The sequence below is a fragment of the Comamonas fluminis genome, assembly GCF_019186805.1.
Taxonomy (GTDB): domain Bacteria; phylum Pseudomonadota; class Gammaproteobacteria; order Burkholderiales; family Burkholderiaceae_C; genus Comamonas; species Comamonas fluminis.
In genome coordinates this window covers 1,394,168-1,407,805 of sequence record NZ_CP066783.1, presented here as the reverse complement: position 1 = coordinate 1,407,805, position 13,638 = coordinate 1,394,168, and the positions used below count along the sequence as shown (strand labels likewise).

The following is a 13,638-nucleotide window of genomic DNA, read 5'->3' as shown; positions in this document are numbered from 1 at the left end:
CTGGCACAGCAAATGCTGCTTTCGGCAGCATGCATATTCACGCACGCTCCATTCGCTATTTCGACATGATTCGCCGCTGCGGCTCCATACGTGAGGCCGCACGCCATCTGCATGTCGCCTCATCAGCCGTCAACCGCCAGTTGCTGCAGCTTGAGGACGAAATCGGCAACCCCTTGTTCGAGCGCCTGAGCTCAGGCCTGCGACTCACAGCCGCTGGCGAAGTGTTTTCGCGCCATGTCATCACGGTGTTGCAGGACGAGCACCGTCTCTGCACCGAGCTGGAGTTGCTGCGCGGTGTGCGCCGTGGCTCCGTTAACGTGGCTGCGGTTGAAGGACTGAATGCCGACCTGATGCCTGCCGTACTCACGCAGATGCACAGGCGCTACCCGACGATTCAGATTCATGTGCGCACCTGCGGCTCCCAGCAGGCTGCACAGGCTGTGATTCAGGGCGATGCGGACGTGGGCATAGGCTTCTCAGTCAAGCGCCATGACAATCTGCGCCAATGCACCATGGGGCGCTTTGCGCTGGGTGCCATCGTTCCCCCCAAGCACCCAATTGCCCAACTGGAGCGCGTGGATTTTGCGCAATGTGCGGCGTTTCCGCTGATTCTTCCAACACCTGAACTCTCCATACACGAATTGCTCCAGCCCCTGCTGGCGCACCACAAGCGTGCACTTCAGGTGCTGCTGGAAACTTCATCCATAGAGCTAGCCAAGAGCCTTGTAGAGCGTGGTGTGGGCATCTGTTTCCAGAGCCGGTTGGGTCTGGAGCGTGAACTGCGCGAGGGGCGACTGGTTCATGTCCCGCTGGACACACCTACCACGCTGTACTCAGAACTTGGCGTCTATGTGCGCGCGGGGCGCACGCTGCCCTCGGCACTTGATGCCTTCAACCGCATCGTGGCTGATGCCATAGAGAACCGCGAGGATGAGGAAAGCCTCACACTGCGTGAGTGGGTGGCCCAAGTGCCATCCGCAGCCACGGCCACCTGCGCCAGCCACCAAGCCTGAGACCTCGCCAAACCCTTGCACCGGTGTTGTGCGCATTGACGTTCATCAATGCACCAATGCCGTGCAGCGCTTTACCCATCAACGACTGCTGCTCACATTTTTAGATCACCCCGCAGCAAAAGCTGCGCTATCCAGCGCAAGCCTCGCTTTCTAAACTGAATCCAGTTCTTCAGCTTCAGGAAGCCACTTGTGAGCACTTCAGCCCTCCCCATCATCGATATCAGCGGCCTTCGCAGCCCTGACCCTGTGGCCCAGCACCTCGTGGCGGCACAACTGCGCCAGGCTTGCGAGCAACGCGGCTTTTTCTATATCACGGGCCACGGCATAGACCCTGCACTGATCAGCGATCTGTTTGCGGCCAGCCAGCACTTCTTTGACCTGCCCATGACCGAAAAGCTGGCAGTGGACAAAAAGCTCTCCCCTTGCAATCGCGGCTATGAACCGCTGCGTGCCCAGACGCTGGAAAGCGGCGCACCGCCCGACCTGAAGGAAAGCTTTTACGCTGGCGCAGAGGTGGCAGCCAACGACCCACGCGTGCTGGCAGGCCGCTTCAACACCGGCCCCAACCAGTGGCCTGACACCCTGCCGGGCTTTCGCACCGTGATGCAGAACTACTACCAGGCTGCCTATGCGCTGGGCGCGACCATCGTGCATGGCCTGGCCCTGTCACTGGGTGTGCCAGTCAGCCACTTCGACGGCTACCTCAAGGATGCCTCCGCCACCCTGCGCCTGCTGCACTACCCACCCCAGCCAGCCAACCCCGAGCCGGGCGAGAAAGGCTGCGGCGAGCACACGGATTTCGGCGGCGTAACGCTGCTGCTGCAGGACGAGGCGGGTGGCCTGCAAGTGTGGGCCAAGGACAGCGGCGGCTGGATTGATGCCCCCCCCGTGCCCGGCGCCTTCGTCGTCAACATTGGCGATCTGTTCGCGCGCTGGACCAACGACCGCTATGTCTCCACCCTTCACCGGGTCATCAATGTCTCGGGACGTGAGCGCTATTCCGTACCTTTCTTCTTCACTGGCAACCCGCTGCACAAGGTCGAATGCATCCCTACCTGCCTGGACGAGGGCGAGCAGCCCAGATATCCGGCCGTCACGGTGGAACAGCACCAGATTGAGTGCTACCGCCGCACCTACGGTTGACGGAGACCGCGATGAAAAACTCACGCAATATGGTGCTGATTCACGGAGCATGGCAAGGCAGCTGGGCGTTTGCAGCCTGGACACCACTGCTGCAGGCCCATGGCTGGAAGGTGCTTGCCGTCAATCTGCCGGGTAACGATGTCTCCAACGCCGACAGCAGCCAGGCCAATCTCGACGGCTACACCGCCCATGTGCTGCGCGTGCTGGAATCTCTGGACGGCCCTGCCGTCGTGGTGGGCCACAGTGGCGGCGGCATGACGGCTTCCCAGGTCGCACAAGCCGCACCCGAACGGGTCAGCGCCCTGGTCTATCTGGCCGGAATGATGCTGCCCAGCGGCATCAGCTACGGCGACGTGATTGCGCAATGCCGCGCTGCCGACCCCAGCTTTGACTACCAGGGCATTGGCCCACATCTGCTCTGGAACGAGGATCGCAGCACCAGCAGCGTGCCCCTGGATGCAGCCATGGCACTGTTTTTGCATGACTGCAATCCGACCGCAGCTCTCAAAGCCGCCAGTCGTCTGTGTGCACAGCCCGAATCGGGCCGAACCATGGTGAACCAGCTCAGTGCTGAGCGCTTTGGCCAGGTGCCGCGCATCTATGTGGAATGCCGTCAGGACCGATCCGTGACGCTGCCGCTGCAGCAAAGCATGCAGCAGCTCACGCCAGGCGCCAGACGCATCAGCCTGAACTGCGGCCATGTGCCCCAGCTGGCTTGCCCGCAGGAGCTGACTGACGCCTTGCTGCCCATATTGAATGAAATCACAGACCAGCCATTGATGGAATTGCGCGCACCGCTCATCAATGCATAGCAAACCACAGACCCTTTTCCGCCTTCGCACTGCTCAGGAGTACCTCATGACCCACCCCACCCCCTCCTTCAAACTGCCCCTCATCGCCGCCATGCTTATCGCCTGTGGTGGCGCGGCCCAGGCAGCCGACAAGCTCACCATTCAGCTCGACTGGCTGCCCGGTGGTGACAAGTCTTTTGTCTATGCAGGTGTGCAGCAGGGCTTTTTCAAGGACGAAGGCCTGGAGGTAAAAATTGTTCCCGGTCGTGGCTCTGCTGACGCAGTGACAAAGGTGGCTTCAGGCTCTGCCGATGTCGGCTTTGGCGGCATTTCAGCGCTGATGATGGCCGCAGCCGAAGGACGAATTCCCGTCAAGGCCGTGATGTCGCTGTATTCCAAACAGCCCGATGCGCTGTTCACACGCACCGACAGCAAGATCAAAAGCCTCAAGGACATGGAAGGCAAGACGGTGGCCATGCCCACTTTCTCCTCCTCCAATGCGCTGTGGCCCATCGTGCTGCAAAAGAACGGCGTGGACGCCAGCAAGATCAAGATCATCAAGTCGGACCCCGCCACACTGGCCCCCATGCTGGCTCAGGGCCGCGTGGATGCGACCATCAACTGGGTAACCGTCGCTCCTGCCTTTGGCGCCGTGCTCAAGCAGGCGGGCAAGGAACTGTCCACCCTGCCCTGGACGCAGTTCGGTCTGGACGGCTATGGCTGGTCCGTCATGGCCAGCGACAAGACCATCAAGGAACGCCCCGAGGTTCTCAAGCGCTATGTGCGCGCACTGGGCAAGTCGCTGGAGTTCTCCATCCAGAACCCGAGCAAGGCGGCCGAGTCACTGAAAGCCATGGTGCCCGAAGCAGACGTTGCCGTGGTCAAGGCCGAGTTTGAAGCCTCTATCCCGCTGATCAGGAACGAGATCAGTCAGCGCGATGGCCTGGGCAAGTTCGAACCAAAGATGCTGGCATCCACCTGGGGCTGGGTGGCCCAGTCCATGAACTATGACCTCAAAAAGGTCGATCCTGAAACGCTGGTGGATCGCAGTTTTCTGAGCAAGTAAATCCATATCCCCAGGGGCGGCAGCACAGCGCCGCCGCCCCTGATTCTGTTCTCTCTTTGATCGCCTGCCATGCAACACGTAATCGATCTGAACGCGGTCACCCAGACCTTTGTCTCCAGCGATGGCAGCCCTGTCACAGCTTTGCAGGGCGTGGATCTACATCTGCGCCGCCATGAATTCGTCTCGCTCATTGGCCCCTCGGGCTGTGGCAAGTCCACCATATTGCGCCTGATTGCAGGCCTGATTCGGCCCAGCAGCGGCGAAGTTCGCATCTTCGATCTGCCGGTGACCGAGCCGCGTGACGAAATCGGCATGGTGTTCCAGAAGCCCACGCTATTGCCCTGGCTCTCGGTGCTGGACAACATCACCTTTCCCATGCGCCACAAATACGGCCATGTGGAAATGAAGGAAGAGGCCCGCGCCCAGCAGTTGCTGGAGATGATCGGCCTCAAGGACTTCGGCCACAAGCGGCCCCACGAACTCTCTGGCGGCATGCAGCAGCGCGTCTCGATTGCGCGCTCTTTGCTGCATGACCCCGACATCTTGCTGATGGACGAGCCTTTTTCGGCGCTGGATGCACTCACCCGCGACGAGATGAGCTTTGAGCTGCTGCGAATCTGGAACGAGCGTCCCAAGACCGTGGTCTTTGTGACCCACTCCATTCAGGAAGCCCTGCTGCTGTCCGACCGCATTGTCGTCATGAGCGCACGTCCGGGCCGTGTGGCCGACATCATCGATGTGCCACTGCCACGCCCCCGCAGCCTGGCCACGCTGGCCGACCCGGTGTTTACCGAAATGGCCAACGAGATTCGTCTCAAGGTGTTCAGCAAACACCCCGCACACGCCTGAAAAGTCCACCCCGCAGCTCCGAAAGGCCCCTATGCCTGCCCTTATCCAACGCCATGCTTCGCTGCTGGTTTTCCTTGCCGTTCTGCTGCTCTGGGAAGGCGCCTGTCGCCTGGCGCAGATTCCGGAATACATCTTCCCCGCTCCCAGCGCCATCTGGGCTGCCGCCTCTGAGCTGGGAGCGCAACGCTGGCTGGAGCATGTATCCGCAACCCTGCAAGTTGCCCTAATCGGCTATGCACTGGCCATTGCACTGGCCATTCCGCTGGCGATTGCCATCACTCGCTCACCACTGCTGTCGCAAATCATCATGCCCTGGCTGGTGGTGATCCAGTCCACACCCATCGTGGCCGTTGCCCCCATCATCGTCGTCACGCTGGGCGCCGGACTGCTGCCCCGCGTCGTCATCACCACGCTGATTGCCTTTTTCCCGCTGGTGGTTTCTACGGCGCTGGGCCTGGCCTCGGTACCTGCAGAACTGGTGGAGCTCTCACGCTCGCTGCGCGCCTCTACCAGCCGCCAGTACTGGCAGATTCGCATGCCGTTTGCCGTGCCCTATGTGTTTTCGGCCCTCAAGGTCTCCATCACGCTGGCCATTGTGGGCGCCGTGGTCGCTGAATTTGTCGCCGCAGAAAAAGGCCTGGGCTATCTGATTCTGTTTGCCACCTCCTCCTTCAAGGTGCCGGTGGCCTTTGCCGCACTGGCACTGCTGGTGCTGTGCAGCCTGCTGCTCTATGGCGCAGTTCAGCAATTGCACAAACGCCTGTTCCCCTGGAGCCAAAGCACACCTGCCTGATCAAAACCACGAGCTACCACCATGACAAGCAAAGACTTTCCCCCGCAGGGCCTCAGGCCATCCCCGGAGCAAATCCAGCGCAATCTGCGCCGCGCACAAACCGTGGCCAAGCGAGCCACTCAGATGGGTCACCACCCGTTCGGAGCCGTGCTGGTCGGCCCTGATCAGGAAACCGTGCTCATGGAGCAGTGCAATATCGACACCGTCAACCACGCGGAATCAACGCTGGCGCGCATGGCTGCCACCAATTACACGCCTGAGTTTCTCTGGAGCTGCACGCTCTACACCAACGTGGAGCCCTGCTGCATGTGTGCAGGCACAGCCTACTGGGCCAATATCGGCCGCATCGTGTTCGGCATGACCGAGCACCGCCTGCTGGAATGTACGGGCAGCCATGGCGAGAACCCAACCATGAGCGTTGCTTCTCGCTATGTTTTCGACCATTGCCAGAAAGCCGTGGAACTCATCGGCCCCGTACCCGAGATGGAAGCCGAGATCGCCGCCCAGCAGCAAGCCTTCTGGGCAAAGCGCTGAAACCCACACCTGCAGGACGCCTCCATGCTGCTGACTCACCCCTCATCGCCCCAGGCTGCACAGGCCCTGGCCCGCAAGCTTGGCAATGCAGCCTGCTTCATCGCCGGGGGCACGCTGCTGCAGCAATCATGGGCAGAGCCCCGTCTGGCACCGCAGGCCACGCATTTCATCAATGTGATGCATTGGCCTGAGATGCAGCAGATCAGCCTGAGCCCCCAATACCTGCACATTGGTGCAGGCATGCGCCTGGAGGCCGTGCGCCGCCATCCGCTGGTGCAGCAACATGCCCCTGTGCTGGCCCAGGCTCTGGCGCAGCTTGGCGCCATGGGTGTGCGGCACCTGGGCACCTTGGGTGGAAACATAGGCTGGGGTGAAGGCGATTGCTGCCCGGTACTGCTGGCCATGGATGCACAGGTTGAGCTGACGGACAGCAATATTCAGCCTCTGGAGCAGACGCTGAAACTCCAGCAGCGCCCCCTGATGCTGTCATTTTTACTCCCACGCAGCGATGTAGCACCGCCCCCGCCACTGGTCTTTGAGAAGGTCGGCTATCGCGCAGCCTTCTCCCCCGCACTTTTGCGCATGGCCTTGCGCTGGAGCGATGCGCAACAGCACCTGAGCGTGAACCGCATTGCAGCTGCCGCCCCGGGCTTGGGCGTACACCGCCTGCAGGCCGCCGAAAAACTGCTGCGCCATGCGCACGATTTACAGATCCGCCCCACTCTCACCGACATACGCACCACTTGCGAGCAAAGCCTGCCGCCTCACCTTGCCCAGATTGCCAGCCGACTGATTGCAGGACATTGCGGGCTGCTGGCCTGAACCGTCATGGAATTTCTCACCCCTCATCACATCCGCGACCTGGGGCTGGAGCCTCTGCACGCCAGGTCAGACGCTGCAGCCAAACTCAGCGGCAACCCAGGCTTTCTGACCGACCGTATTCAGCCAGGCCAGTTGCGTGGAGCCATTCTCGGCAGCCCTCACCCCCATGCGCGCATTCTGCGCATTGACACCAGCGCAGCCCAGGCGCTGCCCGGCGTCCATGCCGTAGTCACCCATGCCGATATTCCCGGCGTCAAGCACTATGGCCTGCGCAAGGTGGACCGCCCTGTGCTCTGCATCGACAAAGTGCGCCATGTGGGTGACCCTGTTGCCGCCGTTGCCGCAATAGATATGGCGACAGCGCGACAAGCTCTGGCGCTGGTTCAGGTTGACTATGCGCTTCTGCCTCCAGTCTGTGACCCTGTCACAGCCCTCAAAGAGCAGCAGACGGCACAGCACCTGGTGCATGAAAGTGGCAATCTGCTGCACACCTGCAGCCACCGCAATGGCGACATCCATGCGGCCCAGGCGGCCACCGTGCACTGGGTGCAGGACAGCTATGCCACACCGCGCCAGATGCACGCCTTTCTGGAGACCGAAGGTGGCGTGGCAGAACCCGACGGTGCTGGCGGCCTGCGCCTGTTCTTCGGCAGCCACAACCCGGCGCGGGAAAAGCAGGTCATCGCCGACATGCTGGGTCTGCCGTACCACAAAGTTCATGCAGTGGGCACACCCGTGGGCGGCTCCTACGGCGGCAAGGACGAACTGACGGTTCAGCCCATTGCTGCGCTTCTGGCCTGGAAAGCACAGCGTCCCGTGCGGCTGCATCTGACCCGCCCGCAATCGGTGGATCTGGGCGTCAAGCGCCATCCCATGCAGATCAGCATACGCACTGGCTGCGATGCACAGGGCCGGCTCACCTTCCACCAGGTAGAGATACTGGCCGATACCGGCGCCTATGCCACGCACGGCCCCGAAGTGCTGGATGCTGCTCTTGAGCATGCTCCCGGCCCCTACCAATATCGGGCGCTTAACCTCAGCGCCCGTCTTACCTACACCAATAACGGCATCGCTGGCGCGTTTCGCGGCTTTGGTGCTGTGCAGGTGCAATTCGCGCTTGAGCAGCAAATCGACAGACTGGCTGCGCTGGCCGGCATGACAGCTGACGCGTTTCGCGCCCGTAATCTTGCGCCCCCCGATGCACCCGGTCCGCTGGGCCAGTTCGTCGTGCCGTTTGACGGCGCCCAGCGCGCACTCGATGTTGCCTGCCAGCAAGATCTGTGGCGCGGCCCGCATCGCTGGGCCAGCGGAAATGGCCGCCATCTTCACGGCGTGGGCCTTGCGCTTATTCATCGCAGTGACGGCTTTGGCAAGGGCGGCCCCAGCGACTGCCGCATGGAGCTGGCACTGGCCGCCGATGGCGCCATCGAGTTGCGGTGCGGCTTTACAGAGCTGGGGCAGAACCTGGTCGGAGCCATTCAAAGCCTTGGTGCGCAGTATCTGGGCTGCGCGGCTGCTGACATTCTCCCAGTGCTGGGCGATACGCGGCTGACACCAGACTCCGGCCCGGTAGCCGCATCACGCGCCACCACGCTGGTATGGCGCGCCTTGCAGCAAGCAGCCCAGCCCTGGCAGCAGGCCTTGCTTCTGGCAGGTGCCAAGCTGCAGCCTGACACTCTTCTTTGCTGCGGCGCACAAGGCCTGAAAAGCGCAACAGGCCTGTGCCTCAGCTATGCCGACCTGGCAAAGGCCCTGGGCGAACAAGCGCCGAAGATCGCCATTGATCTGCATGCCGAAGACCCGGAAGACAACGCGCATGACACGCACTTTGTCTTTGGCGCCTGCGCAGCCATTGCCCAGGTTCGCGTTGATACCTGGAGCGGCATGGTGCAGGTCCAGGAACTGGTGATGTGCACAGCGCTTGGCCCTGTGGCCTCGGCCCAGGGCTATCTGGGGCAGATGGAAGGCGGCGCCGTCATGGGCATGGCCATGTGCACGCAAGAGGAGCTGACTTGCCAGGATGGCCACTACCAGGCCCGTAACCTTGACGGCTATCTCATTCCCACGCTGGCGGATGCCCCTGCCATGCAGGTGCTGGCCATTGAAAATCTGCCGAAAGATGACCCCATCGGCCCCCGTGGAGCTGGCGAGATCAGTGTCAACTTTGCCCTGCCTGCAGTGGCCAATGCGCTGGCCACCGCTCTGCAGCGCCCCATCACACATTTGCCCATGACCCCGCAGCGCGTGATTGCGCTGCTGGAGGCTGACCCGGAAGCATCCGCACCATGACAACGACAAACACCCCGAATCACGGCATTCAGCCGCCAGCAGATGCGGCGAATGCGACAGAGGCCTTTGTTCTGCAGTTAAACCTGAACGGCCAGTCCGTCAGCACCCCATGCAGTCCCGACACCCGGCTGCTGACCCTGCTGCGCGAGCACTGGCAACTGACAGGTGCCAAGCCCGGCTGCGAAGTGGGCCGCTGCGGGGCATGCATGGTCTGGCTCAACGGTCAGCCCGTCAACGCCTGCCTGCTGATGGCCTACCAAATCCAGGGCCAGACCGTTCGCACCATTGAATCCGTCGCACAAGACAGCGCCAGCGCCCCTGTGCGTGAAGCGCTGGCGCGATGTGGCGGCGTGCAATGCGGCTATTGCACCTCCGGCATGGTCATGAGCATGAGCTGGCTGCACCAGCAACAGCCCCGCCCCACAGTTGCCGAAGCTGAGGCTTTGATGTGCGCCAACCTGTGCCGCTGCACCGGCTATGGCGGCATTCGGCGCGCTGTGCAAGAGCTGTTCCCGGCAGCGCAAAGCTTATGAAGCATCAAAAACAATAGCTACAACCGCTTTTTCTATAAGCACATCAGGCACTTTTCCAAGTCATTCACTGAATTCACATGCGCTTGCCTGCGGCTCATGACCCCAGGCAATAAGCAGACAAGTTTTTCTTGGTTGGCCCTGCTCCGGCAAGACCGGACAATAGAGGCCTTGGGCATAGCCATGCCTTTCACGACTCGGCACTGCCGACTCCGCCATGAAAACCTCTCTGACAACCTGCGTGCTGGGTCTGGGCTTGGGCCTGGGCACCGGCGGCTGGGCTTTTGCAGCCCAGCCCCTGCTTACCCCCGATCAATTGCAGCCGCTGCTGCAACAAGCCAACGTGCGCCTGATCGATATCCGCGACCCCAAATCCTTTGAGGCTGGACATATCGACAAGGCCGCCAGTGCCCCCTACGGCAAATGGCGTGGCCCGGCCAGCAATCCTGGTGAGCTGCCTGACCAGCCCAAGCTGGTAGCGCTGGTGCAGTCGCTGGGCCTGACGCCTGACACGCACGCCATCGTTATTTCCAGCGGCGCTGACGCTACAGACTTTGGCGCCATGGCCCGTGTGTACTGGACGCTCAAAAGCCTGGGCCTCAAGGAACTGTCCATCGTCAACGGTGGCATGAAGGCCTGGGAATCTGCGGGCAAGCCCGTGGGTAAAACCACGGTGCAAATTGCCACCAGCAACTATGCCCCCACCTTCGATGCCAGCTGGCTGGCCACGCAGCAGGATGTGGGCAAGCACCTGGACTTGTCCAACGCCGCCTTGGTGGATTCGCGCCCCGATGCCTTCTATCAAGGCAAGACGCGTGCGCCCGCCGCCAAGGTGTCGGGCACGCTGCCCGGCGCACAGCAGCTGGATTTCAACCAATGGTTTGTGCCCGGCACTTCGCAATTTGTGGATGCCACCAAGGCCAAGGACATTGCCGCAAAAATCCAGCGCCAGCAGGGCCAGGACATGGTGGCTTTCTGCAACACCGGCCACTGGGCGGCGACCGACTGGTTTGGCCTGTCCGAAATGGCGGGCCTGCCCCATGTGAAGCTGTATGCAGGCTCCATGGTGGACTGGACCCAGCAAAAAGATGCACCGCGCATGGCCAATCAACCGGGCCGCGCCGAATCACTCGCATACGACGCCAAGAAGTGGTGGGAAAAAACTTTTAAATGATTCCCCCTGAGTCGCTTCGCGCCTTCCCCCAAGGGACGACAACCTCGCTGCAGGGCGGCCTTTGCTCGTTGTCTCTGACTCGATGGGTGCCCTGCGTGAAGAGTGCGCCACGCTCCTTATCCCTAAATTCAAAAAAACAATGAAACGACTTCCCATAACGGCGCTGCTGGCCGTTTTCTTTGGCTGGCTGCTATGGTCAGTCTCCGTGCGTCAGGCAGCGCTGTTTGCCGTGGGCATTGGCCTGGGCGCCGTGCTGGCTGGCAAGCGCTTTGGCTTTACCACCGGCTGGCGCATGCTGGTTGAGGAAAAAGACGGCAGCGGCATCTTTGGCCAGTTGCTGCTGCTGGCGCTGGCTGCGGCTCTGGCCATGCCTTTGCTGGGGCATTTCCCCGAACTCACAGCAGCCCTTGGCCCACCCAGCATCAGCCTGCTGATTGGCGCTTTTGTCTTCGGCCTGTGCATGCAGATTGCAGACGGCTGCGGTAGCGGCACGCTGTACAAGGCTGGCATGGGCATCCCCATGAATACTGCCATCCTGCCCGTGTTTGCCATTGGCAGCTTTCTGGGCAGCCTGCACCTGGGCTGGTGGCTGGACCTGGGCAACACCGCGCCCGTGGGACTGGTCACAGAGTGGGGCTGGGCCCCGGCACTGATCGCCACCCTGGCGGCTCTGGCCGTGCTGGCTGCTGGCGTGGCCCTGTATGTGAAGAAGGCCAACGCCGCGCTGAATCGCCCCGCCAAGCCACTGCTGGTGCGCAAATGGCTGGTGGGTGCGGTGCTGCTGGCCATCTTTGCCACACTGAACCTCATCATTGCAGGCCAGCCCTGGGGCGTGGTCTATGGCTTTGGCCTGTGGGCGGCCAAGGTGGTCAATGCCACGGGGGCCGTCGATCTGGCCAGCAACTGGTTCTGGAGCCAGCCCGGCAACGCTGCCCGCCTGCACGAGACTGTGCTGCTGGACGTGACCAGCATCACCAATATCGGCATTCTGGGCGGCGCGCTGTGGATTGCCGCAGGCAAGCCCACTGCAGCCAAGGCGCTGACCGGAACGCAGTGGATCGTCGCGCTGGTTGCAGGTCTGGTGCTGGGTTACAGCTCGCGTCTGGCCTTCGGCTGCAATGTGGGGGCCATGCTGTCAGGCATCTCCACCGGCTCCATTCACGGCTGGATCTGGGTGCCGCTGGCCTTTGCCGGCACCATCTTCGGACTGCGCATTCGCCGCCACTTTGGCTTCTGAGCAAGGAATCACAGATGACTACACAAACCACCTTGCGCGCTGTTTTCTGGACCGTGCTTGTCGTTTTTCTGGCCTGGGATGTTCATAGCTCACCCGCCATTGATCTGCGCTTTGAAGCGCCACTGATTGCAGCAGGCTCCGGCCAGGCTGCTCAAGGCGGGCATTGCTCCATGCCTGCGGGTAAATAAGAAGCAACGAGAACAGCTCTCTCCCATCAAAAAAGCGGCAAGCTCCATCAGGGCTTGCCGCTTTTTTTAGGACTGAGCATCGACCACCTGGTCAGGCACCGCCTCCACATTCAGCCCCGCAGCTTCCCAGGCGGAGAGTCCTCCCACCAGCGGCCTCACATTGCTGAAGCCCGCCCGCTGCAACTGGCGCGCCACGCGGGCTGCGGATATTTCATTCGGACAGTCGCAATACACCACCAGCCCATGCTTGTGCTGCTCTCGCGGCAGCAGGCCCTCATAGGCTGGTTTGCCTTTTTCAGCCCGATTCGCCCACGCATGAGCACCGGGGATATGCCCCAGGCCATAGAGCATGGGTTCGCGCACATCAATCACTGTCGGGTGTATGCCCTGGGCATTAAGACCTGCCAGCTCCTGCACCGAAATACGCGGCATCTTCAGCGAGCGCACCACGCGCTGGCGCTGCCACCATTTGCGCGCCACAAACACCACAAAGGCGATAGAAATCAGCAACAGCCCCCACTTGCCCAAAGCGGTCAGCACATCCAGCAAATCCTGCACGGTGGACGCGAACAGCGAGCCCAGAAACACGGCCGAGCCCACCCAGATCAGAGCGCCCAGAGTATCGAACAGCACAAAGGTGCGCAGCGGCGTGCCCACCACACCCGCCAGAGCACTGGCAATGGAGGCAAAACCCGGCACAAACTTGGCAACCAGCAAGGAGCGAGCGCCCCAGCGACCGTAAACCGATTCGGTCTGGCGAATGCATGCGTCTGGCGAGAGCGAAATCCGGCAAATACGCCCCAGTACCCGATGCCCATAGGCCTTGCCCGCGTGATACCAGAGCACATCGGCAATCAGCGCCGCAGCCACGGCAATCACAGTAAGCCAGCCCAGACGAGCAGCACTGCCCCCTTCCAGCGCACCTGTCACCACCAGCACCGGATAGGCAGGAATCGGCGCCCCCAGTTGCTCAATCAGCACATTGAGGAAAACAATGCCAAAGCCGTATTCGCGAATCAGATCTACCACCAAGCCCATGGCTGCTGCTCCTGCCTAGAGAACCCTCGCACCATTCAAGGGTCTGTGCAAATGCTAGCGGCAGGCCTTCATCCTCGCGCCCGTGGGGTTGAAGCCATCAGACGGACATCAAAGCGCTGGACTGATTATTCGAATAATCATCTCCCTCGGTTCAATTTATTTATGCATTTC

General features: G+C 61.5%; 14 protein-coding genes. 13 read left to right on the top strand and 1 reads right to left on the bottom strand.

What is annotated here, in order from left to right:
• The first annotated feature begins 29 nt into the window (after window positions 1-29).
• From JDW18_RS06775 to JDW18_RS06715, 13 genes are all read left to right on the top strand, one after another.
• Complete coding sequence (locus JDW18_RS06775) at window positions 30-1,013, top strand: LysR family transcriptional regulator (protein WP_218242928.1); 984 nt, start codon at window positions 30-32, stop codon at window positions 1,011-1,013.
• Window positions 1,014-1,202: 189 nt separating this feature from the next.
• Complete coding sequence (locus JDW18_RS06770) at window positions 1,203-2,156, top strand: isopenicillin N synthase family dioxygenase (protein ID WP_218242927.1); 954 nt, start codon at window positions 1,203-1,205, stop codon at window positions 2,154-2,156.
• 11 nt (window positions 2,157-2,167) lie between these two features.
• Window positions 2,168-2,968: an alpha/beta fold hydrolase gene (locus JDW18_RS06765; RefSeq protein ID WP_218242926.1), complete on the top strand. Its 801-nt coding sequence runs from the start codon at window positions 2,168-2,170 to the stop codon at window positions 2,966-2,968.
• Window positions 2,969-3,014: 46 nt separating this feature from the next.
• Window positions 3,015-4,013 carry an ABC transporter substrate-binding protein gene (locus JDW18_RS06760; RefSeq protein WP_218242925.1) on the top strand — a complete coding sequence of 333 codons (999 nt, stop codon included), beginning with the start codon at window positions 3,015-3,017 and terminating at the stop codon, window positions 4,011-4,013.
• 69 nt (window positions 4,014-4,082) lie between these two features.
• Entirely contained in the window at window positions 4,083-4,862 is a 780-nt protein-coding gene (locus JDW18_RS06755; RefSeq protein ID WP_218242924.1) for an ABC transporter ATP-binding protein, read from the top strand.
• Between the two features lie 31 nt (window positions 4,863-4,893).
• The gene (locus JDW18_RS06750; protein ID WP_218242923.1) at window positions 4,894-5,655 is read left to right on the top strand and encodes an ABC transporter permease; all 762 of its coding nucleotides are present in this window, start codon (window positions 4,894-4,896) and stop codon (window positions 5,653-5,655) included.
• Window positions 5,656-5,676: 21 nt separating this feature from the next.
• Entirely contained in the window at window positions 5,677-6,189 is a 513-nt protein-coding gene (locus tag JDW18_RS06745) for a nucleoside deaminase (protein ID WP_218242922.1), read from the top strand.
• 24 nt (window positions 6,190-6,213) lie between these two features.
• The gene (locus JDW18_RS06740) at window positions 6,214-7,011 is read left to right on the top strand and encodes an FAD binding domain-containing protein (RefSeq protein ID WP_218242921.1); all 798 of its coding nucleotides are present in this window, start codon (window positions 6,214-6,216) and stop codon (window positions 7,009-7,011) included.
• Between the two features lie 6 nt (window positions 7,012-7,017).
• A complete protein-coding gene (locus JDW18_RS06735) occupies window positions 7,018-9,300 on the top strand; it encodes a xanthine dehydrogenase family protein molybdopterin-binding subunit (protein ID WP_218242920.1) in 2,283 nt (760 codons plus the stop codon).
• Window positions 9,297-9,833, top strand: coding sequence for a (2Fe-2S)-binding protein (locus tag JDW18_RS06730; protein WP_218242919.1), 537 nt, complete (start codon window positions 9,297-9,299; stop codon window positions 9,831-9,833). Before JDW18_RS06735 ends, JDW18_RS06730 begins: the two co-directional genes overlap by 4 nt.
• 214 nt (window positions 9,834-10,047) lie before the next feature.
• Entirely contained in the window at window positions 10,048-11,004 is a 957-nt protein-coding gene (locus tag JDW18_RS06725; protein WP_218242918.1) for a sulfurtransferase, read from the top strand.
• Between the two features lie 139 nt (window positions 11,005-11,143).
• Entirely contained in the window at window positions 11,144-12,241 is a 1,098-nt protein-coding gene (locus tag JDW18_RS06720) for a YeeE/YedE thiosulfate transporter family protein (RefSeq protein ID WP_218242917.1), read from the top strand.
• Window positions 12,242-12,255: 14 nt separating this feature from the next.
• Window positions 12,256-12,429: a hypothetical protein gene (locus JDW18_RS06715; protein WP_218242916.1), complete on the top strand. Its 174-nt coding sequence runs from the start codon at window positions 12,256-12,258 to the stop codon at window positions 12,427-12,429.
• A gap of 66 nt (window positions 12,430-12,495) precedes the next feature.
• On the opposite strand, the gene JDW18_RS06710 is transcribed toward JDW18_RS06715, so the two are convergent.
• Complete coding sequence (locus JDW18_RS06710) at window positions 12,496-13,467, bottom strand: VTT domain-containing protein (RefSeq protein ID WP_218242915.1); 972 nt, start codon at window positions 13,465-13,467, stop codon at window positions 12,496-12,498.
• Between the last annotated feature and the right edge of the window lie 171 nt (window positions 13,468-13,638).

Coding starts and splice junctions, on each gene's coding strand:
- JDW18_RS06775 (WP_218242928.1), top strand. CDS start 30: ATGCATATTCACGCACGCTCCATTCGCTATTTCGACATGATTCGCCGC.
- JDW18_RS06765 (WP_218242926.1), top strand. CDS start 2,168: ATGAAAAACTCACGCAATATGGTGCTGATTCACGGAGCATGGCAAGGC.
- JDW18_RS06760 (WP_218242925.1), top strand. CDS start 3,015: ATGACCCACCCCACCCCCTCCTTCAAACTGCCCCTCATCGCCGCCATG.
- JDW18_RS06755 (WP_218242924.1), top strand. CDS start 4,083: ATGCAACACGTAATCGATCTGAACGCGGTCACCCAGACCTTTGTCTCC.
- JDW18_RS06750 (WP_218242923.1), top strand. CDS start 4,894: ATGCCTGCCCTTATCCAACGCCATGCTTCGCTGCTGGTTTTCCTTGCC.
- JDW18_RS06745 (WP_218242922.1), top strand. CDS start 5,677: ATGACAAGCAAAGACTTTCCCCCGCAGGGCCTCAGGCCATCCCCGGAG.
- JDW18_RS06740 (WP_218242921.1), top strand. CDS start 6,214: ATGCTGCTGACTCACCCCTCATCGCCCCAGGCTGCACAGGCCCTGGCC.
- JDW18_RS06735 (WP_218242920.1), top strand. CDS start 7,018: ATGGAATTTCTCACCCCTCATCACATCCGCGACCTGGGGCTGGAGCCT.
- JDW18_RS06730 (WP_218242919.1), top strand. CDS start 9,297: ATGACAACGACAAACACCCCGAATCACGGCATTCAGCCGCCAGCAGAT.
- JDW18_RS06725 (WP_218242918.1), top strand. CDS start 10,048: ATGAAAACCTCTCTGACAACCTGCGTGCTGGGTCTGGGCTTGGGCCTG.
- JDW18_RS06720 (WP_218242917.1), top strand. CDS start 11,144: ATGAAACGACTTCCCATAACGGCGCTGCTGGCCGTTTTCTTTGGCTGG.
- JDW18_RS06715 (WP_218242916.1), top strand. CDS start 12,256: ATGACTACACAAACCACCTTGCGCGCTGTTTTCTGGACCGTGCTTGTC.
- JDW18_RS06710 (WP_218242915.1), bottom strand. CDS start 13,467: ATGGGCTTGGTGGTAGATCTGATTCGCGAATACGGCTTTGGCATTGTT.